This is a genomic window from Pseudomonas lalkuanensis (genome assembly GCF_008807375.1).
Taxonomy (GTDB): Bacteria; Pseudomonadota; Gammaproteobacteria; order Pseudomonadales; family Pseudomonadaceae; genus Metapseudomonas; species Metapseudomonas lalkuanensis.
Window position 1 is genome coordinate 5741193 of the sequence record NZ_CP043311.1, and the last position, 24398, is coordinate 5765590.

17 protein-coding genes are annotated in these 24398 nt (G+C 58.2%); 10 read left to right on the top strand and 7 right to left on the bottom strand.

Features of this window, described 5'->3' with window-relative positions:
* Positions 1-14: 14 nt before the first annotated feature.
* The 6 genes from FXN65_RS26400 to FXN65_RS26425 form a co-directional block, all read right to left on the bottom strand.
* Complete coding sequence (locus FXN65_RS26400) at positions 15-1631, bottom strand: aldolase catalytic domain-containing protein (RefSeq protein ID WP_212632322.1); 1617 nt, start codon at positions 1629-1631, stop codon at positions 15-17.
* 71 nt (positions 1632-1702) lie between these two features.
* On the bottom strand, positions 1703-5392 hold the full coding sequence (locus tag FXN65_RS26405) for a glycosyltransferase family 2 protein (RefSeq protein ID WP_151138063.1): 3690 nt from the start codon (positions 5390-5392) through the stop codon (positions 1703-1705).
* Between the two features lie 4 nt (positions 5393-5396).
* A complete protein-coding gene (locus FXN65_RS26410) occupies positions 5397-7499 on the bottom strand; it encodes a hypothetical protein (RefSeq protein ID WP_151138065.1) in 2103 nt (700 codons plus the stop codon).
* A gap of 47 nt (positions 7500-7546) precedes the next feature.
* On the bottom strand, positions 7547-8905 hold the full coding sequence (locus tag FXN65_RS26415; protein ID WP_178119402.1) for an ABC transporter ATP-binding protein: 1359 nt from the start codon (positions 8903-8905) through the stop codon (positions 7547-7549).
* Complete coding sequence (locus FXN65_RS26420) at positions 8902-9741, bottom strand: ABC transporter permease (RefSeq protein WP_151138070.1); 840 nt, start codon at positions 9739-9741, stop codon at positions 8902-8904. The genes FXN65_RS26415 and FXN65_RS26420 overlap by 4 nt, the downstream gene beginning before the upstream one ends.
* 141 nt (positions 9742-9882) lie before the next feature.
* Positions 9883-10878 carry a glycosyltransferase family 2 protein gene (locus tag FXN65_RS26425; RefSeq protein ID WP_244620701.1) on the bottom strand — a complete coding sequence of 332 codons (996 nt, stop codon included), beginning with the start codon at positions 10876-10878 and terminating at the stop codon, positions 9883-9885.
* 790 nt (positions 10879-11668) lie between these two features.
* On the opposite strand from FXN65_RS26425, the gene rfbB reads away from it, so the two are divergent.
* The 6 genes from rfbB (at position 11669) to FXN65_RS26455 (ending at position 18303) form a co-directional block, all read left to right on the top strand.
* Positions 11669-12733: a dTDP-glucose 4,6-dehydratase gene (gene rfbB, locus FXN65_RS26430; protein WP_151138073.1), complete on the top strand. Its 1065-nt coding sequence runs from the start codon at positions 11669-11671 to the stop codon at positions 12731-12733.
* On the top strand, positions 12730-13602 hold the full coding sequence (gene rfbA, locus FXN65_RS26435) for a glucose-1-phosphate thymidylyltransferase RfbA (RefSeq protein WP_151138076.1): 873 nt from the start codon (positions 12730-12732) through the stop codon (positions 13600-13602). Before rfbB ends, rfbA begins: the two co-directional genes overlap by 4 nt.
* Positions 13599-14144, top strand: a complete 546-nt coding sequence (gene rfbC, locus FXN65_RS26440; RefSeq protein WP_151138079.1) for a dTDP-4-dehydrorhamnose 3,5-epimerase — start codon at positions 13599-13601, stop codon at positions 14142-14144. Before rfbA ends, rfbC begins: the two co-directional genes overlap by 4 nt.
* Positions 14141-15007, top strand: coding sequence for a dTDP-4-dehydrorhamnose reductase (gene rfbD, locus FXN65_RS26445; RefSeq protein WP_151138081.1), 867 nt, complete (start codon positions 14141-14143; stop codon positions 15005-15007). The genes rfbC and rfbD overlap by 4 nt, the downstream gene beginning before the upstream one ends.
* Before the next feature lie 114 nt (positions 15008-15121).
* Positions 15122-16933: a sensor histidine kinase gene (locus tag FXN65_RS26450; RefSeq protein WP_151138083.1), complete on the top strand. Its 1812-nt coding sequence runs from the start codon at positions 15122-15124 to the stop codon at positions 16931-16933.
* Positions 16930-18303, top strand: a complete 1374-nt coding sequence (locus tag FXN65_RS26455; protein ID WP_151138086.1) for a sigma-54-dependent transcriptional regulator — start codon at positions 16930-16932, stop codon at positions 18301-18303. Before FXN65_RS26450 ends, FXN65_RS26455 begins: the two co-directional genes overlap by 4 nt.
* A 333-nt stretch (positions 18304-18636) precedes the next feature.
* Here the strand turns inward: FXN65_RS26455 and FXN65_RS26460 are convergent, their stop codons facing one another.
* Positions 18637-18999, bottom strand: coding sequence for a DUF5064 family protein (locus FXN65_RS26460; RefSeq protein ID WP_178119403.1), 363 nt, complete (start codon positions 18997-18999; stop codon positions 18637-18639).
* Positions 19000-19364: 365 nt separating this feature from the next.
* Between FXN65_RS26460 and arcD the strand changes: the two genes are divergently transcribed.
* The 4 genes from arcD to arcC all read left to right on the top strand — a co-directional run bounded on the left by arcD (position 19365) and on the right by arcC (position 24179).
* Positions 19365-20792: an arginine-ornithine antiporter gene (gene arcD, locus FXN65_RS26465; RefSeq protein WP_151138091.1), complete on the top strand. Its 1428-nt coding sequence runs from the start codon at positions 19365-19367 to the stop codon at positions 20790-20792.
* A gap of 18 nt (positions 20793-20810) precedes the next feature.
* Positions 20811-22061 (top strand): arginine deiminase, encoded by a 1251-nt coding sequence (gene arcA, locus FXN65_RS26470; RefSeq protein WP_151138094.1) that lies wholly within the window; start codon positions 20811-20813, stop codon positions 22059-22061.
* A 102-nt stretch (positions 22062-22163) separates the two neighbouring features.
* The gene (locus FXN65_RS26475; protein ID WP_151138096.1) at positions 22164-23174 is read left to right on the top strand and encodes an ornithine carbamoyltransferase; all 1011 of its coding nucleotides are present in this window, start codon (positions 22164-22166) and stop codon (positions 23172-23174) included.
* Between the two features lie 72 nt (positions 23175-23246).
* The gene (gene arcC / locus FXN65_RS26480; RefSeq protein WP_151138099.1) at positions 23247-24179 is read left to right on the top strand and encodes a carbamate kinase; all 933 of its coding nucleotides are present in this window, start codon (positions 23247-23249) and stop codon (positions 24177-24179) included.
* The last annotated feature ends 219 nt before the right edge of the window (positions 24180-24398 follow it).

The following is a 24398-nucleotide window of genomic DNA, read 5'->3' on the forward strand; positions in this document are numbered from 1 at the left end:
ATATATTGAATTAACTAGATCCGCGGTGCGTACGGAGACTTTTCTGGCAGTGAAAGAGAAGTTGGCGTAATAGCTACCAGCGGTATGGAATCCTGATAATCCCGGTAGCACTTCAACGCCATTTCCATCTGGCTATGACGGGGATCGCCCAACTCGTAGCCATCGAATCCGGCCAGCAGGACTCTATTGGCACCAGCCACGCTGCATATCCCGAGACCATAAATGGCCGACAGGGCCGCAGGTAGAACGGCAGTCAATTCACCTACTTCGAAATGGCCCTTCTGAACGGCCATGCCATAGTCGAGGATATTCCAGTTTTTCCACACGGAAAGCTCTTCCTCGTCGATCAAGCCGACCGGCACGACCAGGGTTCCCTGATTGTTCGCGTAAAAGTCCCTGTCCAGCAGCAGGCGCTGCCGGTTGCAGGCAACCCACGCGTCGACCTTGTCGACAGGGAACCAATCATTGCTGTTGATGCAAATGACGTATGGCTTCTTCGTACTTATGTAGTGCAGCAGCCCCTCAAGGTGCTGTTTTACCCCCGAGCCCGGACCGATCATGAGGACATCCCGTCCTTGAAGCCATCCTTTAGGACTCCAGGTACCCAGCACGGAATCCCGTTGTTCTTGCGTAGCGTCCAGCAATCTGTCCTGGGAGAAACCTGTAGCGCCCGACTCACCCAGCCGGCGGAGTGCGGTGATGATCGTCGAGGGCTTGTATCGGTCGTCGCTCAGCATCTCCTGAACATAGGTCGGGTGCACCCCGTACATTGCCGACAGGTGGTAATAGAGGTTGGGCCCCCAGCCGTACTTCTTCTGAAGTGGCTGGAACTCCTCGACTACCAGGTTGAGCAAGCTACTGAGGTCAGCGTCATGACCTCCATTTTCGGCAAGGGCCAGCAAGAGATTCTCTATCCGGGCATTACCCGCGCCGCGCCCCATCCCCAGTACCGTCGCATCGATCCAGGTTACCCCCAGTTCCATGGCGGCCATGCAGTTGCTCAGGGCACATCCCATATTATCGTGAGCGTGGAAGCCCAGTTCCCTGTCCCACCCATCGCGCAGGGCAGCAACTATAAATGCAACGTCCTTCGCCGACATGTTCCCCATGGAGTCGGCGAAATAAAGCACATCGACGGGCCACTCAGAGAGCAGCCTGGCCTTGCTGCTCAGCTCGTCTGCAGAGCGACCATTGGATTGCATGAAGTTGAAACCGACTCGATACCCCAGAGCGTGCAGAGCCAGAACAATTTCAGTGCAGTTATCAATCTCTGCAAAATGGGCAGCAATTCGCACCAGCTCGACAGGAGAGTCTTCAGCTTTCGCAAAAATTCGCTGTACTGCACCCGGGCCACCTTTCAAGAGGTCCTTGGCGTTGCACATCACACCTACGCGCACTCCCTCAGGAACGCCAATGTGCCTGATCCATTCATCGACCGTGAATGCATACGGTCCGGCGAATGAATCCGCAGATTCGGTCCTCAGACCAAGCTCCACGTAGTCGATTCCCGCTCGTTTCATGACCTCCAGGTAGCGACGAACCAGGCCGGTCGGATAATCCCAGTTATTGTAATAGCCGCCATCACGGAGCGTGCAATCCAGCACGGTTAACATTTTACGATCGGGAATCACCAAGCTTCCTCCTTTTCTGGCCGGAGATCAAATAACACGACCAAGAATACTCAACGTCAAAAATGGCTATTTCAAACCAGCTTTCTGTAGCTGGCGAACGGGTCCGCACTCACAAACTTCTTGATCTCGGGAAAATAGTCCGGGAATTTATCCGAGATTATCTTGCGAGCCGCCACTTTCCGCGCATTGGCGGTGTCTGCGAAACTCACTCCACCTACATGGCCGACATACACATCTGTAGCGCAGACGTTCTTGAAGCCGAGACTGCGGGCGCGCAGACAAAAGTCCACTTCCTCGCTGTAGCCCCGCCCAAATAGAATTTCGTCGAAGAAGCCCAATTCCCGTACCGCGGTGCGCTTCACGTACATGCAGAAGCCGTGCCCCACTGGCACTTCGATCGTATCGCCGCCGGCAGAAACCAGTGCCTCATTCACCCTCGCGACTTCCTCGAGACCGCCATGGAGTTCCGCACCTCGCGGGAAGTCTGCAAGACTAAAAATGGACGCATTGTTCGAGAACGGCGTAACAGTGGCAACCTCGTCCGACGAATACGCATGGCGCTGCAGCCTGCTTACCCACCCAGGGGTAACGAGCGTATCGCTATTGAGCAGAATGACGTCCCTGTCTTGCGAGTAGGCCATCCCCCTGTTGGCTGTAGCGGGATATCCCACGTTAACGGGATTGAAAAGCACGACAACGCCTTCCGTTGAACGATAGTCTTCCAGCAGGGCCTTGACGTCCTCATAAGGGCTGGCATCGAAGATCACGACTATTCGGTAATCATCCTGCCCCCTGGCCAAGAGCACACTATCTATACATGCCTTGGTTATAGCAGCGTCACCGTACACCGGAATGACCACATCCACACCACGAGAGGGCTTCAAGCCAGCGGTACTGTAGTCTTCCTTGTAGAAGATGGGATTGGCAGGATTGAAGAGTCGGCGAAGCAGATGCCGTCCCTGCAGTCGCCCATCAACTTTACTCATGACCGGGCTCGACGCTATCCGGCCACTGATGAACTCACTCAGATCTCTTATGCCGAGTCTCGCAGGAGTGGTTTCGTCGACACCAACCAACTGCTCTTCAAATATATATTTTATAAACGCAAAGCCCTTCCGGCTACGCTCCTCGAGCCCTTCTCCGTGCAATGCGGCCCTGAGCTGTACAGGAATATCGGTCAGGCTCGAGCACTCATAGGCAGCACCTTTCATGCTGATATCGGATATTCCGATATTCAAGGTCGCCTTTGCTTCGAGCATGCAACGGGCCAGTGCCGTAGTGGACAGGGAAACACAAACATCGGCCGCGACGATGAGCGGGTTGATGTTATGGGAGTCCACCAAGACATCCCCATCCGAAAGTAGAGCGGAATAGTTCGTCTTGTCGGACGGATGCGGCTTCAACATGAGAACCGCTTTTGGATCGATAGCGCGCAGCGCATCTCTGACCGCATGGAACGCCTGCAAGGAGGAACTGAACAGTTTTGAGTGTTCCTCCACTCCCGCCCGTCCCGCATAAGCTGTGCCCGAACCCAGATCGTTGACGCCAATGAACAGGACGATTTTCCGTTGCTCGGCACGGAAGGTAGACAGTAGTTCCTCTACGTTCTCCTTGCAGTTCTTGCTCGAATAGGGCGACTCCTGATTCTTGCGCACCCACTCGGCATAGTGATGAATGTCACTCTCCGAACAATTGACGTTGGCGAGCAGGGCGGAGTGAGGTCGGAGATTGATTCCGCCTCGCCCAAACTGAGCAAGCAGGTCAATCGAAATGGTTCCAGGGAAATGTCCGCGCTCAACAATCAACGAAGGAATGGAAAGATCCAGGCAGAGCCTATAGTGGAGCTTGCTCAGCGGCGCGGTACTGCCCCAGATAAGCATCATCCGCGGCTTGAACTCTTCAAACAGCACTTTCCAGAAAGCGTAAGCGGATCTGACTCGTGCCTCGATGCCAACGTCTGCCCGCGCACCTTCCGACGTCATCATTACCTCTTCCCAACACCTCGTCATCTCGACAATCTCTGTCAACCAATCGGGAAAACTGACGTTGCAGGAAGACAACTTGGGGTACAGGTTGGAAATCAGGAAATCCGTCGACAGCGCCTCGACCCCTGGCTCCGAAAGCAAGGTCGCAGCATTGGTGACAAAGGTCGTCCTCACTCCATCGGCCAGTAACCTTTCGGAGAGTTCCAGTAGCCCGTCGTGTATCGACTCCTTGTTCTTCAACCAGCAAGACACGAAGACTCGATATCGACCATCACCCCGGGAGCTGGACAAGACGGGAGAAGCCTGACGGTTCGCTCCATACTTTATGTAGTGAACCAAGGGGTTCACCCCAGCTCGTGCGACATCCGGATAACGCCAGAGGTACTTCCGAGTAGAAAAACTCTTGCAGGGGTCCAGCCCCAGATGCGCACCGAATCGGAGATAGTGGAGTACCGCATCATAATTTTCGAACTGGCTCTGGTCGCACTGGGTTCGATAGAACTCCCGATCAACCATGGAGCTCGACAAAAGTCTGTCGTAGTCCTGCCCCAAGTTCATTTCTTGAATGATGGTGTTCTTCAAGCTGCTCGTATACGGGACATCGCCAGATTGCGGTATCTCTATCCCATGAGCCCGGGTCGAGCGATCGAACGCGTGAAGCAGCGCGACTCTTTTCCCCGACAACAATGGCAGCAGGCTTACTGCACCCGCGACTTCCAGATCCGAAGCCTCGGATACGCCCTTGAATAGCTCCGCAAGCGCCTCCAGCAAGCCGATTCGCGCCCAGAACATATGGTTCGCAAAATAACCCCAGTCACCCGCCAGGCTGGAAGAGTATCGATCCAGAATCGGATGAGCAGCCGCGGGATCAAAGCCCCTTGCGGCGGCCATGGGTCGGTGGAACAGCGCAGAGCCAATGAGCCAGACATCGGGGTTTTGCGCAAAGGCATCCACGACGTTCGAAAGCACTGCCTTGGAACCGATCAACCCCTGGAAGCTGAGGGCGATCAGCCGCTCCTGATGCGAGCGACTGAGGCCCTGATCCTGCCATGTGCGGAGCTGCTGGGTACTCAGGCAGCAGAAGAACTCCATCCGGTCCGCCTTCAGCAGAGGCAGCAACAAGCTCCACCAGTTCCGCCCTTGTGCCAACTCGGACACCCTGATGTCCGTGTATATCTTCTTCGCGCCCTCAACGACAGCCGAGTAGTGGGTACTGTCGGCGGAAAGATAGATGCGGTATTGATCGGACTGATCGACCAGAAGCGGCATCACAAGAGCCAGGTCATCTGCATTGGCAACATGGACATAAATGGCCATGTTCTTGCCAGCGATTGGAAGAGCCGCGGTGCCGCTTGCAAGCTCATCTCGCTTAGCGACCGCTGGTGCCGCTACAACACAACTGACGTCCCCAGTGGAGCGCCTCTGAAATGCAGGTCTATGGGCGGCCAACTCATGCGCTTTCGGTGCTTTTCGTCCTGTAAATTCGCCAGAGGGGTATCGTCCTTCTTTTATCCCATACATTGCATAGTGATAAAGCGGGTTCACGCCGGTGCGCGCTACATCCGGATATCTTGCCAAATACCACTTCGTGTCGAAGTAGTGGTTTGGCCTACGCCCCTCCTTCCACCCTATATAGTAATAATGAGAAAGTGGATCAAGATTACTTTCGACGACATCTGTGTATGTCGAAACATAGAAATGCGGATCAAATAGCCCACTTTTCTCTATCCGTTTTTTACGTATATATTCGCGCATTTGACCCACACCGTAGTTCATTCCATCACCCCTTCTTCCCTAATATTCTCCTAAGGAATCGGGTATATCTCCAACTTCTGCTCAAGCCGACTCGTGTCAATCTGCTCCGCAGCTTATCCGCCTCTTCCATTGTTTCATGCAATAAAGCACGAGCGCGCTGTAACTCGAACGAAGTTTCCTGCATCATTTTTTCGCGCGCATCAATATCCTTCTTCAAAAGCGCCAGTTCGTCCTTGCACTGGCTAAGCTGCTGCGCGCGCCCCTCGGATTCTGAACGAGAGTCCAGCAGCAGAGCCTCAGTTTTCTTCGACTCATTCTGTAGAGTGGTTAGCGCTTGCTTAAGCTCTGCATTGCCATCGAGCTCCTGCTGATACGCACCTTGCAAACTTTCAAGCGAAGCACTCAAACGAAAGCGGGCTTCATTCAAGGCGGTCAGCTCTTCACGTTGAACCGCGTTGGCATCGATCAAATTCTGGTTGGTTTCGATGACGTGCTGATGCATCTGCTGAGCAGCCTCAAGCTCAGTGCCCAGTTGGAGATTCTCTATTTTCTGCTGCTCGACCTCCGCTTCCTTCGCCGCAGCAGTAGCTCGCGCTTGGGTAGCGGCCAGGTCGAGCTCCTTCGTCAGATTCACCGCCAGTTGTAGCGAACGATCTTTCTCCTGAATGAGCTCACGCAGCAGTTGACTGGCCGCGCGCTCGCTCAAGTTCTGCTCTTGCGCCTGCTCGAACTTCGTCTTGTACAGCTCAACGCGCCCTTCCAGCGCGATTTGCTCCTTGGAAAGTCTGGAGAGTTCTCCGTCTGCGGAAGCTCTTTCGCTGACTGCGACGTCCCTCTCAGACTTCAACCGTTCCTGCCCAACCCGAACCTCTTCGAGTTCCTTCTGGTGCTTTCTTACTTCCGAGAACAGGTAATGAACCGGAGAGATTATTCTCTCGGAACGGTCGCCGTTCTGAAGAACATCAAAACTCACGCGAACCTTGCGAGCACCATCAAAGTGCTCCTGTGCCAGACCCTTGAACCTTATCTGCGGGTCGCCTCCAGCAAAGAAATACACATCGCCCCAACGATACGCTGCGTTCGTTCTTATATACTTCTTGATACTTTCCGCAGGGCGCTCGTCATAGACCAGCTCAACATCACACAACTCGGCAATTACACTTTCCGAGCAGGGATCAAGCCTGACGTCGACGACTCCGCTGCTGGGAAGGTCAAACTCGAGCGACACCCTGTCACTTGAATCCACAGAAAAGTACCGGCTATCTCGCCTCGACTGGCTGAACCCTTCTCCTTCATCGTAGAAGAGCTCTGCCTCACGCAGGCCGGCCAACAAGGCAGCGTCACTGAAGAACTTCTGGGCTCTTTCATAGGCGAGGTTCAACTCGTCGAAGGCGTCTAGAACAATGTCTTCGTTGCAACTTTGAGAAATTGCAAGCATGTGCGCGGAATAGATCCTGGAAACTATCTCCGGCAACTCTCTGATGCTCTGCTCGCCCACGCTCAACTGGTGACGCAGGTTTTTTTCGACGAACTTGTCTAGCTTCGCTGCTGTTTCGTCGGCCGGACTCGGCCATTCAATTTTGAGACCCTTGGCGATCCGTTGCAGCATGGCAGCAGGATCATCTAGCAGATCCTGATAGTGAGTGAATACCCTTGGAACATTGCGGGTAAATCTCTCTGCATTTATGACATGTTCCAGCCAGAGAGCCACTCCCTGCTCGATAGTCATTTTGTTCCTGCTCAACAGGGACCCCGCAACTTCGATAGGGTGACGATACTGGATGATTACACAAACACTGATCCCAAGTTCATTCAGAACTTTCATCCAGAAGGGAGCGAGCAGAGAAATCCGAGGATCCTTTATGCCGAAAAGAGCTGAGTCGCCGAATTCGTCTAGAACGATTTCCTTGGCTTCGGCCACCAGATCGGCCACAGCTTCGCTAGACTCCCATCCCGCTGCGGGGAGTGGTGACACAGACTTCCAATCACGGCCAATTCGGGGCAGAAGACGCCGGTCATGGAATACCTGAATCGCTTTACTTTCAAAGTATCCCTTTTTGTTATCGGCAGCGGCACCCAGCAACTCTCGCCCCATGGAGACGCCTGCGCAGTTCAGTGCCCCGCCCATGGCGGAGGTTCCGCTTCGATGCATCCCCAGGACAAGCAAGCACTTCCTCATGTCACTACCTTCTCATCATATCTTGCGGTCAGACCGAGATTAACCCAAGCTGTTGTGATCCGATCTGCGCGGGGTGCAACTTGAAACATGTATGCGTCCAAGATCCGATGGAGGTAGCTCCGCCCCCCTTCCCGATCGGCCATTACCCCACAATTCGTAAAGTAAGTCCCCTCCTCTAGCAGACAGTCGAACTCCCAAGTCACCGCTCTGACTTCTCCGGCTCCAACCTCACGAATCCAGGCACCTTTCTGCGGATAACTCCCCCCACACAAAGCGGTACCCTGAGTGGTTTTGATCATCATCCCAAAGGAAACATTCTGGGATAAGCAGTGGAATTCAATCTCGTACACGTATCGGTATCGCTTGCCATGCACCAGTCGATTGACCCTCCGTCCATCCAGAGTTTCAATCCTGACGTTGAGCAATCGAGCGCCTTCCGAAGGGTACTCAACCGTACTCTTCGGGCGTAGCCCCTCCAGAAAAAGCTCCTCAGCGTCAACTGCTCGCTGCGGTTGAGCTGCGGCGGGGGTGCTGTTCTTGGGCGGACTTGCGGCTGGCGAAATCGCTTGACCAGCAACAATCCCATCCCGAATTTCCTTTCGTTTTTCACCTTTCGCGTTTATTAGCTTGAGATAACAGGCGATCGTCTCCTTTACCGGACCATCCGCCAGTACTTCTCCTCGATCAATCAGAACAGCTCTGTTGCACATCTCGGTAATCGCCGCCTCAGAGTGCGACACTAGCAAAATGGTTTTTCCTGACTTTCGAAATTCTTCCAGCTTGGAAAAGCACTTCCTCTTGAAAGCGGCATCGCCCACACTTAGTGCTTCATCGATAATAAGGATGTCCGGATCCACATGGATGGATACAGAAAATGCAAGCCTGGCGAACATTCCGCTTGAGTAGAACTTTGTTTTCTGGTGAATGAACTCACCGATGTCAGCAAACTCTACAATCTCATCAAGCTTCTTGCTCATTGCCTTGCGAGGTACCCCACGCAAGACGCCCGCGAGATAAATGTTCTCCAGTCCGCTCTGCTCCGGATTGAAACCTGCGCCCAACTCCAGCAGTGCAGAAACCGATCCATTCACCTTGACCTTCCCTGCTGACTGACGAAGTACTCCGGCTACGATCTTGAGCAGGGTGCTTTTCCCACTCCCATTGCTTCCAAGTATCCCGACAATCTCCCCCCGCTGTATGGAAAGCCCAACCCCTTTCAGCGCATCAAACTCTTTGTGATAGATTCGACGCCTCGGATCAAGGGCCTCCTTAAGACGATCAATATTCTTGCTATAAACCTTATACGACTTGCGCAGACCGCTAATCGATATAACAACATCATCACTGCTTGTCATATTACATCTGCAAAGTGTGGTCGAAGCCGGCGGAAAACGGTGACACCAATAACCGCGACAATAACTGCCCACATCCAGAAAGCGAGGGTATGAACCCAGCCGGAAGAGAAAAACCATTCCTGTCCGAGCAGGGACTTCCTGTAGCCGTCAACTATGTAAGCTGCGGGATTTACAAAGGCAATAACTTGAAACCTTTCAGGAAGCCGCCCCAGCCCCCAGACAATAGGAGTGCACCAGAAGCCAAACTGGATACATATAGACACAAGGTATTTAATGTCGCTAATGAAAACCATAAGCGAGGAAATAAGCCACCCACTCCCAAGAACGAGCACGAGTGCACACAGCATGAAGTAAGGTATCTGAATCCAATAGATACTTGGCCCAAACCCCATCAGCGCGAGAACACCAAGAAGCAAAACAATCAGCACTAGGTGGACAATAAGCGCCACGAAGACACTTATTATCGGCAATAAGCTGATGCGAAAAGCCACACGACGCACGAGAAACCTTTTTCCCACTATGGAGTTACAACATCCATTTACCGACTCAACCAAGAAAAGCCAAGGCAGCAAGCCAGTAGCGAGCCACAGTGGAAAGGGAGTCCCATTATCATTCGACTGGCGAAGTCCCAGCTCGAAAACCAACCATATAACGACAATGAGGGAGACGGGCTGCGCGAATGCCCAGAACAACCCAAGGTAGGACGCAAGATACTTATTATTGAACTCACTCCAGACCATCTCAACTATTGATCTTGAATGAGACACAAGGTACGAAAAATAACCAGCCGCCACTTTCAATTTAACGACCCCACCCACACGCGCGTTTGTTTTCACTAGAAATCTTTCGACACTCCATACCCACGCCAAGTGCTTGAATATGAAGTAACGCCAAAGAGATAATCCGTGAAACCAGCTTTATTAAAAAATACAACAACACCCGAAGAAACGATGCCGCCGTTCGCCTCATGCGCTGACTCATATTTTCCCAAACACAGCTGCAAGTATTAAACCCATGTTCCCCAAAAAGGTCTGGCGATGTACTCCGGACTTGAGAAACCCTTTGATTCTCGGTAGGAATTTCCCTGCCCTTGCCTCAAGAAACAAATCAAGTGCTCTCTTGCTTTCCGGCGTCAATTCATCGCGAACTTTCTCCAGAGCACGCACATTCCTGTCATTCCACTCGCGAAAGACGCCAGCGAACATCATCTGAATTCTCGCAGCTCGGGCACAGATACTCATGTTGCTTCCGATCAGATTCCGACCGTGCTGCCTGTAGCGGAGCGAAGGACTTGGATCGTAATAAACCTTACCGCCACACCCACTGACGACCAAATATGCCCACCAATCGTGAGAAACCACATCGATATCACCGGCACGACGCAGAATATTACGAGCCGCCTCATTGAACACCATGGTGTTACCCGCACCTATGTTCTGGACCAAGGCGTTAGCAAAACAAGGAGGCTTGCCAAAGAAGGGAGAGAATCCAATTTCACGATTCGCCTCATCCACCAGGGTTGTTCTCGCGCAATACAGCGCTGGGATATGGCTTGGGATGCTGCGCAACCAGCCGACCGCTCGCTGCACCTTGACCGGTTCCCATATATCATCTTGATCAGCAAACGAATAATAGTCCGCACGCACGTCAACATTTGAGACTAACGACAGAAAGTTCGCAGCAAACCCACCCGCCGGCCCCGACTGAATCGACACCCGACTTTTGCCCCACCGCTTCTGGAAGTCCTCAAGTATTGCCTGGGTATTATCATGCGAGCCATCATCCGAAGCCCACACAATCCAGTTCTTGTGATTCTGCTGCTCAATCGAACTCAACTGTTCCGACAGATACCGCTGGCCTTGGTATGTGCAAAGCAGGATCGCTACCCTGCTCTCCATAACCGGACAGGGTACGGAAGCATTTTTTTGATCGACACCCATATTCCACGCCAACTGTTTCAGTTGAAAACTCATCCGCAGATCCTTCTTATCAGCGCACAACCGTGAACCCCAGCACGATCCATGCCGGATGCATCAAGAAACTCCGGGACGATCCGTCGCGCGTGGGCTGTCACAGTCTCCCAGACAAAAAGCGTGATAGTAGCCAAACTTAAATCTGCCTCGGAGGCTCTAAATCAGCGCCAGCGGCACCGCCTGACAGCGCTCAGGAAAAATCTTGTTTCGCGACACAGGACGACTGCCATGGCGTCGAACAAGAACACGCCGCACATTCCCTTGGCGCTCCGCATTTCTCCTGGAATAAAACTCGTAATTCATCTAGACAACGAAAAATTATCAGTCACACCGATAACTTATGAACAGCGCTCTGAATGCACTTCAAGATCAATTTTGCACTGCGCGAAAAGGTTCTTCCCTAGAAACATCAGCCATGCACTCTCCTGATTTACGCGGAGCGTCGTTAAATTAAATGCGCAGGCGGTAAACACATATCAGTACTTTTTAGATATACCAATTATTTCTTGAACAAACGCTCTCACTGCTTCGACGCAAAGCCCTGTCTGAGCTGCACGATTCCTACCACGTAATAACCATCAGAAAGCCTGTTACAGCCGTTTGCTGTCAACCTGTCCCGACAGAACGTCTTCAGGAGCGGCCGCTATGCTACCATGATCGCCCGCCGGACCTGCCCCAAGGTTAGTGCGACTTCGCCCTTGCCGGTGCGTCTACGCCTGCCCAACAGCAAAACGAAACTGGCTGCCCTCACCGGTTTTCCAGTCTCCGTATCAGCACGAGCAAAATTAAGATGAGAATCATTATTACTGGCGGAGCCGGATTCATCGGCTCCGCGCTAATCCGCCATCTGATCGCTGGCACTGAGCACGAAGTGCTTAACATCGATAAGCTGACCTACGCGGGCAACCTGGAATCCATTGAGTCGGTTGCCAGTAATCCCCGCTATGGCTTCCTGCAGGCCGACATCGCAGATAGTGCTGCCGTCGGTGCTGCGCTGGCGAGCTTCCAGCCTGATGCGGTGATGCACCTCGCCGCCGAATCCCACGTGGATCGCTCCATCGATGGTCCCGCTGAGTTCATCCAGACCAACATTGTCGGCACCTACAGCCTGCTTGAGAGCGTCCGGGCCTACTGGCTTGGACTGGACAACCAGCGCAAGGCGGCATTCAGGTTTCATCACATTTCCACTGACGAGGTCTACGGCGACCTCCATGGCGTTGACGATCTGTTCACGGAAACGACGCCTTATGCCCCCAGTTCGCCCTACTCCGCCAGCAAGGCCGCATCCGACCATCTGGTCCGCGCCTGGAATCGCACATACGGTCTACCTGTGTTGCTGACGAACTGCTCCAACAACTATGGCCCTTACCATTTCCCTGAGAAACTGATCCCGCTGATCATCCTCAACGCCCTCGAAGGCAAACCGCTGCCTGTCTATGGCAACGGCCAGCAGGTCCGTGACTGGTTGTTCGTTGAAGACCACGCCCGCGCGTTAGTGGAAGTGGTCACTCGCGGCAAGGTGGGAGAGACCTACAACATTGGTGGCCACAACGAGCAGAAGAACCTCGACGTAGTGCGCACCATCTGCGGCCTGCTCGAGGAGCTCGCGCCGCAAAAGCCGTCCGGCATCGCCCGCTTCGAAGACCTTATCACCTTCGTCAAGGACCGTCCGGGCCACGACCTGCGCTATGCCATCGATGCCAGCAAGATCGAGCGCGAGCTCGGGTGGGTGCCGGCCGAGACCTTCGAGACCGGCCTGCGCAAGACCGTCGAGTGGTATCTGAATAATCTGCAATGGTGCCGACGCGTTCAGGACGGCAGTTATCAACGAGAAAGACTGGGGGCAACAGCATGAAAGGGATAATTCTCGCCGGTGGTTCCGGTACTCGACTGCATCCGATCACCCTGGGGGTGTCCAAGCAGTTGCTGCCGATCTACGACAAACCGATGGTCTACTATCCGTTGTCGGTACTCATGCTCGCCGGCATTCGCGAGATTCTGCTGATATCCACACCCCACGATTTGCCGCAGTATCGCAATCTGCTGGGAGACGGGAGCCAGTTTGGCGTTGCCATCAGCTATGCGATCCAACCCTCCCCCGATGGCCTGGCGCAGGCCTTCCTCATTGGCGAAGAATTCATTGGCAACGACTCGGTTTGCCTGATCCTGGGCGACAACATCTTCCACGGTCAGCACTTTTCGGATCAGCTCAAGCGCGCCGCAAGCAATGCTTCCGGTGCGACGGTATTCGGCTACTGGGTCAACGATCCCGAGCGCTTTGGTGTTGTCGAGTTCGACGACTCCAATCGCGTGATCTCCATCGAGGAGAAGCCGGTGAAGCCTCGCTCCAGCTACGCCGTCACCGGCCTGTACTTCTACGACAATGACGTGATTGAAATCGCCAAGGCCGTGAAACCTTCGGCACGTGGCGAGCTTGAGATCACGGATGTCAACAATGCCTACCTTAACCGCGGCGATCTGCACGTCGAGCGTCTGGGTCGCGGCTTCGCTTGGCTCGATACCGGCACCCACGACAGCTTGCTGGAAGCAGCCCAGTACGTGCAGACCATCGAGCATCGCCAAGGCCTGAAGGTCGCCTGTCTTGAAGAGATCGCCTTCCAGAACACCTGGATCGACAAGACTCAGTTGATAAGCCAGGCCAAGGCTTTTGGAAAAACGGGCTACGGCCAGTATCTGTACAAGCTGGCAGGTGAAATCGAATGAAAGTGGTAGACACAGCACTCCGTGGCGTACTGATCCTGGAACCCAGAGTGTTCGGTGACGAACGCGGGTTCTTTTACGAAAGCTTCAACGCCCGCACCTTCGCCGAAGTGACCGGCATACAGCGCGATTTCGTGCAGGACAACCACTCGCGCTCCCAGCGCGGTGTCCTGCGCGGCCTCCACTACCAATTGCAACAGGCCCAGGGAAAGTTGGTGCGAGTCGTTCAGGGTGAAGTGTTCGATGTCGCGGTAGACATCCGCCGCAGTTCCCCGACCTTCGGCCGCTGGGTCGGCGTCCATCTCTCCGCCGAAAACAAGCGCCAACTCTGGGTACCGGAAGGCTTCGCCCACGGTTTCCTGGTGCTGAGCGAATACGCCGAGTTCCTCTACAAGACCACCGACTACTACGCCCCTGAGCACGAGCGTTGCATTCGTTGGGATGATCCGGATCTCGCCATCGACTGGCCGCTGGTCGAGGCGCCGCAGCTGTCCGCCAAGGACAAGGCCGGCGTCAACTTCAAGGACGCGGACCTGTTCGCATGAATATCCTCATCACCGGCAACAGCGGCCAGGTAGCGCGGGAGCTCCAGCTCGCCCTTGCCGACAAGGCGGATGTGATCGCCCTGGGTCGCGATCAGCTCGATCTGGCCAACCCTGAGCGGATTCGCCAACAAGTACGCGCCCTGTCTCCCGACCTGCTGATCAACGCCGCCGCCTACACGGCGGTGGACCAGGCCGAGAACGACCAGGACACCGCCTTCGCTATCAACGCGACGGCGCCTCGCGTGCTCGCCGAGGAAGCGGCAGCCCTCGGCATTCCGCTGATCCACTATTCCACCGACTACGTCTACGACGGCTCCAAAGACGGCGTCTACAACGAGGCCGACCCGCCCCATCCGCTGGGCGTCTACGGCAGCAGCAAGCTCGCCGGCGAGCAGGCGATCCAGGCCGTCGGCGGGCAGCACCTGATCCTCCGGACCAGCTGGGTTTATTCGATGCACGGACGCAATTTCCTGCTCACCATGCAGCGCCTGCTGCAGGAGCGCGAGGAGCTGCGCGTGGTGGATGACCAGATCGGCGCGCCGACCTGGGCCGGCAGCATCGCCCAGGCCACGCTCGAACTCATCGAGCAGTGGCAGGCGGGCAATCGCCGTTGGGGGGTCTATCACCTGACCAATCAGGGCGAAACCTCCTGGTTCGGTTTCGCCAGCGCCATCGGCGAGCAGTTGAAAGCCGCCGGCAAGCCGTGTGGGCGCCTGGTGCCCATTCCGTCCAGCGAATATCCAACGCCGGCCAAGCGTCCGCTGAATTCCCGCCTGGACGGCCGCAAACTGGCGCAGGACTGGCACGTCAGCCTGCCGGACTGGCGCAGCGCCCTGGCGGAGTGCCTGCGGCAGCCACGCTGAGCCCCCGGGGAGGAGCAGGCATCACGCCTCTCCTCCTGCCCCGCTGCCATTCCTGCCACCGATCTCGGGCGTCGATGCCATAATGCGCTTCATCGACCGGCGCACAGTGACCGCATGACAGCCATCCCCACTCCCCACCGCCCACGCTGGCGCAGCCTGGTGCTGCTGGCGCTGTTGCTGGCACCGCTACTCTGGCCACTGCACCACTTCAGCGAGCGCTACTACAGCGAGTCGCTGGCCGAGCAGAACCGCCAGACCCTCGACCTCTACGTCGCCAACCTGTTGGGTACCCTGCACCGCTACGAGGTGCTGCCCCCCATCCTCGCCGACCTGCCGCCGCTGCGGGAGCTGCTCGCTTCACCCGACAGCACGGAGCTGCAGGCCGAGGCCAATCGCGTACTGGCGGAAGTCCGCAAGGACACCGGGGCCGACGTGATCTACCTGATGAGCCCCGCCGGCCTCACCCTGACATCGTCGAACTGGGACCAGCCCGACAGCTTCGTCGGCCGCAGCTTCACCTTCCGCCCGTACTTCCGCGAGGCCCTGTCCGGCAAACAAGGCCGCTTCTTCGGCCTGGGCACCACCTCGCGCAAGCGCGGATACTTCTTCGCAAGCCCTGTCAGGGACGCGGATCGAATCGTCGGCATCCTGGTGGTGAAGGTGGACCTGGACGACGCCGAGACGCTCTGGGGCAAGACCCCGGAGCAGCTGATGGTGACCGACGCCAATGGCGTGGTGATCATCTCCTCGCGCAGTGACTGGCGCTTCCGCGCGACCCGACCGCTGGACAATGCCGAACGCGCCGCCATTGCCGCCAACCAACCGTACCCGACTCAGTCGCCGTCGCCGCTCACCCTCGACCAGAACGCCTGGATGATCCAGAGCCGCGAGCTCCGTGAAACCGGCCTGACCGCCAGCATCCTCGCGCCCCGCCAGTTGGTGGACCGCCAGGTGACCACCGCCGTCGCCATCGGCGGCGCCGCCCTGTTGACTCTCTTGCTGCTGCTCGGCCTGATGATGCAGCGCCGCCGTCACTATCTCGACCGCATCGCCCTCGACGCCCGCGCCCGCCGCGAGCTGGAGATGCGCGTGCTGGAACGCACCCAGGACCTCGAGGCCCTGAACAGCCGGCTCAAGGACGAAGTACTGGAACGCGAGCAGGCCCAGCAGGAGCTGGTCCGTGCCCAGGACGAACTGGTGCAGGCCAGCAAGCTCTCAGCCCTGGGCACCATGTCAGCGAGCATCAGCCATGAGCTGAACCAGCCCCTGGCGGCGATCCGCAGCTATGCCGACAATGCCGGCGTGCTGCTCGACCACGAGCGCTTCGACGACGCCCGCGGCAACCTGCGCCAGATCAGCGAGCTGACGGGCCGCATGGCATCGATCATCGCCCACCTGCGCGCCTTCGCCCGCCGCGACCGCCATGCGCCGGAAAGCGTCGCCCTGCAGCCTGCCCTGGATGATGCTCTGGCTCTGGTAGCCCAGCGCCGGCGGGCCATGGACGTCGAACTGATCCGCGACCTGCCGGACGCGCCGCTCTGGGTCCAGGCCGGCGAAACCCGCCTGCGCCAGGTGCTCGGCAATCTGCTCACCAACGCCCTCGATGCCCTGAAGGAAAAGCCCCAGCCACGCCGCATCTGGCTGAGCGCCGAAACCACGGCGGACGGCGTTGAACTGCACCTGCGCGACAATGGCCCCGGCTTCTCCGAGGATGCCCTGCGCCATGCCCGCGAGCCGTTCTTCACCACCAAGACCAGCGCCCAGGGGCTGGGCCTGGGCCTGGCCATCTGCGATAGCCTGATGCGCGCCCTCGGCGGCGAGTTGCTGCTCGCCAACCACCCCGAGGGTGGCGCCCTGCTCACCCTGCGCCTGCGCAATGCCGCCCCTGGCGTCATCCCACAGCCTCCCGAGGACCTCTCTGCATGACCAACGCCCTTGATGCCCGTACCCAGGTGTTGCTGATCGACGACGATCCGCACCTGCGCCAGGCCCTCAGCCAGACCCTCGACCTGGCCGGCCTCAAGGTGCTGGCCCTGGGTGACGCCCAGGGCGTGTCCGAGAAGATCGAGAAAGACTGGCCGGGCGTGGTGGTCAGCGATATCCGCATGCCCGGCATCGACGGCCTGGAGCTGCTGCGCCAGCTGCGCGAGCGCGACCCTGACCTGCCGGTGCTGCTGATCACCGGCCACGGCGACGTGCCGCTGGCGGTGCAGGCCATGCGCGCCGGCGCCTACGACTTCCTGGAAAAGCCCTTCCCCAGCGACCAGTTGCTGGACAGCGTGCGTCGCGCCCTCGACCTGCGCCGCCTGGTGCTGGAGAACCGCAGCCTGCGCCTCGCCCTGTCCGATCGCCAGCAGCTCAGCGGGCGCCTGGTAGGCCAGTCGCCTGCCATGCAGCGTCTGCGCGGACAGATCGGCGCCCTGGCCGCCACCAATGCCGACGTGCTCATCCTCGGTGAAACCGGTGCCGGCAAGGAGGTGGTGGCACGCGCCCTGCACGACTTGTCGGCGCGCCGTGATGGCCCATTCGTCGCCATCAATGCCGGCGCCCTGGCCGAATCGGTGGTGGAGAGCGAGCTGTTCGGCCACGAACAAGGCGCGTTCACCGGCGCGCAGAAGCGCCGCATCGGCAAGTTCGAGTTCGCCAATGGCGGCACCGTGTTCCTCGACGAGATTGAAAGCATGAGCCTGGACGTCCAGGTCAAATTGCTGCGCCTGCTGCAGGAGCGCGTGGTGGAGCGCCTCGGCGCCAACCAGCTGATCCCCCTGGATATCCGCGTGATCGCAGCCACCAAGGAAGACCTGCGCCACGCCGCCGACCAGGGCCGCTTCCGCGCCGACCTCTATTACCGTCTGAACGTCGCCAGCCTGCGCATTCCGCCGCTGCGCGAGCGGGGTGAAGACGCGCTGACGCTGTTCCAGCACTTCACCGATGCGGCCTGCAGCCGGCACGGTATGGCCCCGCGCAGCCTCGACAGCAGCCAGCGCGCGCTGCTGCTGACCCATGGTTGGCCAGGCAACGTCCGCGAACTGCAGAACGCTGCCGAACGCTTCGCCCTGGGCCTGGATCTGGCCCTGGACAACGCACCGATGGGCCTGCCGAAGGTGGAAGGCGGCCTCAGCGAGCAGGTGGAAGCCTTCGAGCGCGCGCTGATCGCCGCCGAGCTGACCCGCCCCCACGGCTCACTGCGCAGCGTGGCCGAAGCGCTGGGCCTGCCGCGCAAGACCCTCTCGGACAAGCTGCGCAAGCACAACCTCAGTTTCAGTGGCGGAAATCCCGCAGACGAGCAGGACTGATCGGCAGCAATCCGCTCAGCAAGGCAGAGGAAAAGTACGGGAGCGTCCGGGCCAGAGCGGTTTCACCGCAGTGGCACAAGGTTTGCCCTGTAAGCGTCAATCCCTGCTTCTTGCAGGGTCAGGAGGCAAGGCTCGTGAGTGCCACGCCTCTCCCCTGGCGGGCCACAAGCCGGCCAAGGGGTCTTCCCATAATCGCCCACGGGCCCAGCCCCGGAGGCACCACCCGGCTACCCGCCAGGTGACCGAAGCCCGGCCAAGCGCCGGGCTTTTTCTTGTCTCCTTCCGCCCGCTGTTGGCGAACTTGCGGCGTCGGTCGCCAGCGTCGGCACACGCCTAGGGGCGGTCCAGCAGGAAGCGATCCAGATCGACCGGATGGCCGGGTTCAACGCCCAGCCGCCGCCGCAGGTCGGCATAGGCCTTCTCGAAATCGACGCGCAGCTCCGGCGTGCGCTCCAACCCCTGCATGACACCGTATTTGCGCAGACGCAGGCCGGCGCTGTGAAGAAAGTTGTAGGCCACGTCCCGGTGAAGAGAAAAGCGCTCGTGCACCGGATTGCCGGCGATCTGGCCGTGCATTTCGAAGTTCACGAACTGGCCCTGTGGACACTTTTCAATTTCATAGTCCAGTGCCAGTTCATATCCCGGAATTCGCCGGGAGGGGGATTGTTTGATGGCAATTCGCCCTGGTTTGAACATGATATTTCCAACCCTTTTCTTAAGACTTTTCCTACTTAAAAAGCCCTCGCTTATCACCAAAGGGAGCGACATCCATCTGTAATTTCCTACAGGGAATATGGTGATAAGCCATAGGAAATGAAGCGACGAAGCTGCAACTTGAAGGCCCGAAAAAAACGACTAGTTTGAATTAGGCGCAGCCGGGATGGCCTGCCTAACCCTTCTATCCTGCTCGCTTCGGGCGGTGATCTGCAGTAATCCCTCCCTCTTCGACAGTAAGGAAATTGTCCGAATGACTCATTAGCTAGCTATTGATCTGGATCAGAACGCAGTCACAAGACCACGCGCTCAATAAGCACAGTTCCTACTCCGGATGGAGGTGCACAATGTCAGAATCTTCCGACAAACTTCGACTTGGTGCGTTAGTTGCACTTGTAGTCGGCTCGATGGTGGGCGGGGGCATTTTCTCGCTGCCACAAAACATGGCGGCCAGTGCCGATGTCGGCGCCATTCTCATCGGCTGGGGTATCACCGCGGTGGGCATGCTCACCCTGGCGTTCGTCTTCCAGACCCTGGCCAACCGCAAGCCGAACCTCGACGGCGGGGTGTATGCCTACGCCAAGGCCGGGTTCGGCGACTACATGGGTTTCTCCTCGGCCTGGGGCTACTGGATCAGTGCCTGGCTGGGCAACGTCGGCTACTTCGTGCTGTTGTTCAGCACCCTGGGTTACTTCTTCCCGATCTTCGGCGAGGGCAACACGCTGGCCGCCATCATCGGCGCCTCCATCGTGCTCTGGGCCGTGCACTTCCTGGTGCTGCGCGGGATCAAGGAAGCGGCCTTCATCAACCTGGTGACCACCGTTGCCAAGGTTGTCCCGCTGTTCCTGTTCATCCTCATCTGCCTGTTCGCCTTCAAGCTGGACATCTTCACCGCTGACATCTGGGGCTCGAAGAACATCGAGCTCGGCAGCGTGATGAACCAGGTGCGCAACATGATGCTGGTCACCGTCTGGGTGTTCATCGGCATCGAGGGCGCGAGCATCTTCTCCGCACGCGCCGAGAAGCGCAGCGACGTCGGCAAGGCCACCGTGCTGGGCTTCATCATCGTGCTGCTGCTCCTGGTGCTGGTGAACGTACTGTCCCTCGGCATCATGACCCAGCCGGAACTGGCCAAGCTGCAGAACCCGTCCATGGCGGCGGTGCTCGAGCACGTGGTCGGCCACTGGGGCGCGGTCCTGATCAGCGTCGGCCTGGTCATCTCCCTGGTCGGTGCCCTGCTCTCCTGGGTACTGCTCTGCGCCGAGATTCTCTTCGCCGCAGCCAAGGACCACACCATGCCGGCCTTCATCCGCAAGGAGAACGCCAACCAGGTACCGGCCAACGCCCTGTGGCTGACCAACGCCATGGTGCAGCTGTTCCTGATCATCACGCTGTTCAGCGCGAGCACCTACCTGTCGCTGATCTACCTGGCGACTTCCATGATCCTGGTGCCCTACCTCTGGTCCGCTGCCTATGCAGTGCTGCTACCCCTGCGCGGCGAAACCTACGAGCAGGATGCCAAGGACCGCAGCAAGGACCTGGTCATCGCCGTCATCGCGCTGATCTACGCCGTCTGGCTGCTGTACGCCGGTGGCGTGAAGTACCTGCTGCTCTCCGCCCTGCTCTACGCCCCGGGCGTGATCCTCTTCGCCAAGGCCAAACGGGAAGTTGGCCAACCGGTATTCACCAATGTCGAGAAGCTGATTTTCGCCGCCGTGGTAATCGGCGCGCTCGTAGCCGCCTATGGGCTCTACGACGGCTTCCTGACCCTGTAAATCGTAAGGAGACCTGCCATGTCCAAAGTCAAACTCGGCGTTCATTCGGAAGCCGGCAAACTGCATAAGGTAATGGTCTGCTCGCCGGGGCTCGCACACATGCGCCTGACCCCCAACAACTGCGACGAGCTGCTGTTCGATGACGTGATCTGGGTGAACCAGGCCAAGCGCGACCACTTCGATTTCGTCACCAAGATGCGTGAGCGCGGTATCGATGTACTGGAGATGCACAACCTGCTCACCGACATCGTGCAGAACAAGGAAGCCCTGAAGTGGATCCTTGATCGCAAGCTCACCAACGACCAGGTCGGCGTTGGCCTGGTGAATGAGGTGCGCTCCTGGATCGAAGGCCTGGAACCGCGCAAGATCGCCGAATTCCTCATCGGCGGTGTCGCCGGCTCCGATCTGCCCGAGAGCGAAGGCGTCAGCGCGATCAAGATGTATCGCGACTACCTGGGCCACTCCAGCTTCATCCTGCCGCCGCTGCCCAACACCCAGTTCACCCGTGACACCACCTGCTGGATCTACGGCGGCGTGACCCTCAACCCGATGTACTGGCCGGCCCGACGCCAGGAAACCCTGCTGACCAGCGCCATCTACAAGTTCCACCCGATCTTCACCGAAGCCGAATTCGAAGTCTGGTACGGCGATCCTGACAAGGACCACGGCATGTCCACCCTCGAAGGGGGCGACGTGATGCCCATCGGCAACGGCGTGGTACTGATCGGCATGGGCGAGCGGACGTCCCGCCAGGCCATCGGCCAACTGGCCCAGTCGCTGTTCAGCAAGGGCGCGGCGCAGAAAATCGTCGTCGCCGGCCTGCCCAAGTCCCGTGCCGCCATGCACCTGGACACCGTGTTCACCTTCTGCGACCGCGACCTGGTCACCGTCTTCCCGGAAGTGGTCAAGGAAATCGTGCCCTTCGTCCTGCGCCCGGATGAGAGCCGCCCTTACGGCATCGACATCCGCCGCGAAGAGAAAGACTTCATCTCGGTGGTCGCCGAATCCCTCAACCTCAAGCAATTGCGCGTCGTGCAGACCGGCGGTGACGCCTTCGAGGCCGAGCGCGAGCAGTGGGACGACGGCAACAACGTGGTCTGCCTGGAGCCTGGCGTGGTGGTCGGCTACGACCGCAACACCTACACCAACACCCTGCTGCGCAAGGCTGGCGTCGAGGTGGTCACCATCAGCGCCAGCGAACTGGGCCGCGGCCGTGGCGGCGGTCACTGCATGACCTGCCCGATCCTGCGCGACCCGATCGATTACTGAGTTGATATCCCCGGCGGCTCCAAACCCGGAGCCGTCTGCCCCGCCAGCCAAAAGCTGTTCTGACGGAGCCTGGTTTCAAGTTACCCACAAGGAGAAAGAATCATGGCCTTCAACATGCACAACCGTAACCTGCTCAGCCTGATGCACCACAGCACCCGCGAGCTGCGTTACCTGCTCGACCTGTCCCGCGACCTGAAGCGCGCCAAGTACACCGGTACCGAGCAACAGCACCTCAAGGGCAACAACATTGCGCTGATCTTCGAGAAAACCTCGACCCGTACCCGCTGCGCCTTCGAAGTCGCCGCCTATGACCAGGGCGCCAACGTCACCTACATCGACCCGAACTCCTCGCAGATCGGCCACAAGGAGTCCATGAAAGACACCGCTCGCGTGCTCGGCCGCATGTACGACGCCATCGAGTACCGTGGCTTCAAGCAGGAAATTGTCGAAGAACTCGCCAAGTACGCCGGCGTGCCGGTGTTCAACGGCCTGACCGATGAGTACCACCCGACCCAGATGCTCGCCGACGTGCTGACCATGCGTGAGCACAGCGACAAGCCCCTGCACGAAATCAGCTACGCCTACCTGGGCGACGCCCGCAACAACATGGGCAACTCCCTGCTGCTGATCGGCGCCAAGCTCGGCATGGACGTGCGCATTGCCGCACCGAAAGAGCTCTGGCCCACCGAGGAGCACGTCGCTGCCTGCAGGAAATTCGCTGAAGAAAGCGGGGCCCGCCTCACCATCACCGAAGACCCGAAAGCGGCGGTCAAGGGCGTCGACTTCATCCACACCGACGTCTGGGTATCCATGGGCGAGCCGGTGGAAGCCTGGGGCGAGCGCATCAAGGAACTGCTGCCCTACCAGGTCAACATGGACATGATGAAAGCGTCCGGCAACCCGCGCGTGAAGTTCATGCATTGCCTGCCGGCCTTCCATAACAGCGAAACCAAGGTCGGCAAGCAGATCGCCGAGCAGTACCCGAACCTGAAGAACGGCATCGAAGTCACCGAAGACGTCTTCGAGTCCCCGTACAACATCGCCTTCGAGCAGGCGGAAAACCGCATGCACACCATCAAGGCGATCCTCGTTTCGACCCTCGCCGACATGTAAGTCCCGATACGCCCCGGACCGCGACAACGTCGCCGGTCCGGGACGCATTTTCACCCTCTGGAGGAAATCAATATGCGTATCGTCGTCGCATTGGGTGGCAACGCCCTGCTGCGTCGTGGCGAGCCCATGACTGCCGACAACCAGCGCGCCAACGTGAAGATCGCCGCTGAGCAGATCGCCAAGGTCGCGCCGGGCAACGAACTGGTGATCGCCCACGGCAACGGCCCGCAAGTTGGCCTTCTGGCCCTGCAGGGCGCCGCCTATGACAAGGTCACCCCTTACCCGCTGGACGTTCTGGGTGCCGAGACCGAAGGCATGATCGGCTACATGATCGAACAGGAAATGGGCAACCTGCTGCCGTTCGAAGTGCCGTTCGCCACCATCCTCACCCAGGTCGAGGTCGACGCCAAGGACCCGGCCTTCCAGAACCCGACCAAGCCCATCGGCCCGGTCTACTCCAAGGAAGACGCCGAAGCCCTGGCCAAGGAAAAAGGCTGGAGCATCGCCCCCGACGGGGACAAATTCCGCCGCGTGGTCGCCAGCCCCCGTCCGAAGCGCATCTTCGAGATCCGTCCGGTAAAGTGGCTGCTGGAGAAAGGCACCGTTGTCATCTGCGCCGGCGGTGGCGGCATCCCGACCATGTATGACGAATCGGGCAAGAAGCTCTCCGGTGTCGAAGCGGTGATCGACAAGGACCTCTGCTCCTCGCTGCTGGCCCAGGAGCTCGGTGCCGACGTGCTGATCATCGCCACTGACGTGGACGCGGCCTACGTCGACTGGGGCAAACCGACCCAGAAGGCCATCGCCCAGGCCCACCCGGACGAACTGGAACGCCTCGGCTTCGCCGCCGGCTCCATGGGTCCGAAAGTCCAGGCCGCCATGGAGTTCGCCCGCAACACCGGCAAGGATGCCGTCATCGGTTCCCTGGAAAACATCGTCGCAATCACCGAAGGCAAGTCCGGTACCCGCGTCAGCACCAGGAAGGCCGGTATCGAGTACCGTTGATCCACAAGTGTCGCCTCCCCTGTAGGAGCGAATTCATTCGCGAATGAATTCGCTCCTACAATCGATCTCCTCCCTTTCGTCCGCCTCCCCAAATCTCCCGCCGAATGACCAAAGGAGTGACTTGATAGTCATACCCCGCGTCAGGTAGACATCCCGTTCATTCGAGCTGCCACCTGGCTCATGCCACCTGGCCCGTGACGCTTGACCCCGCAAATTGCC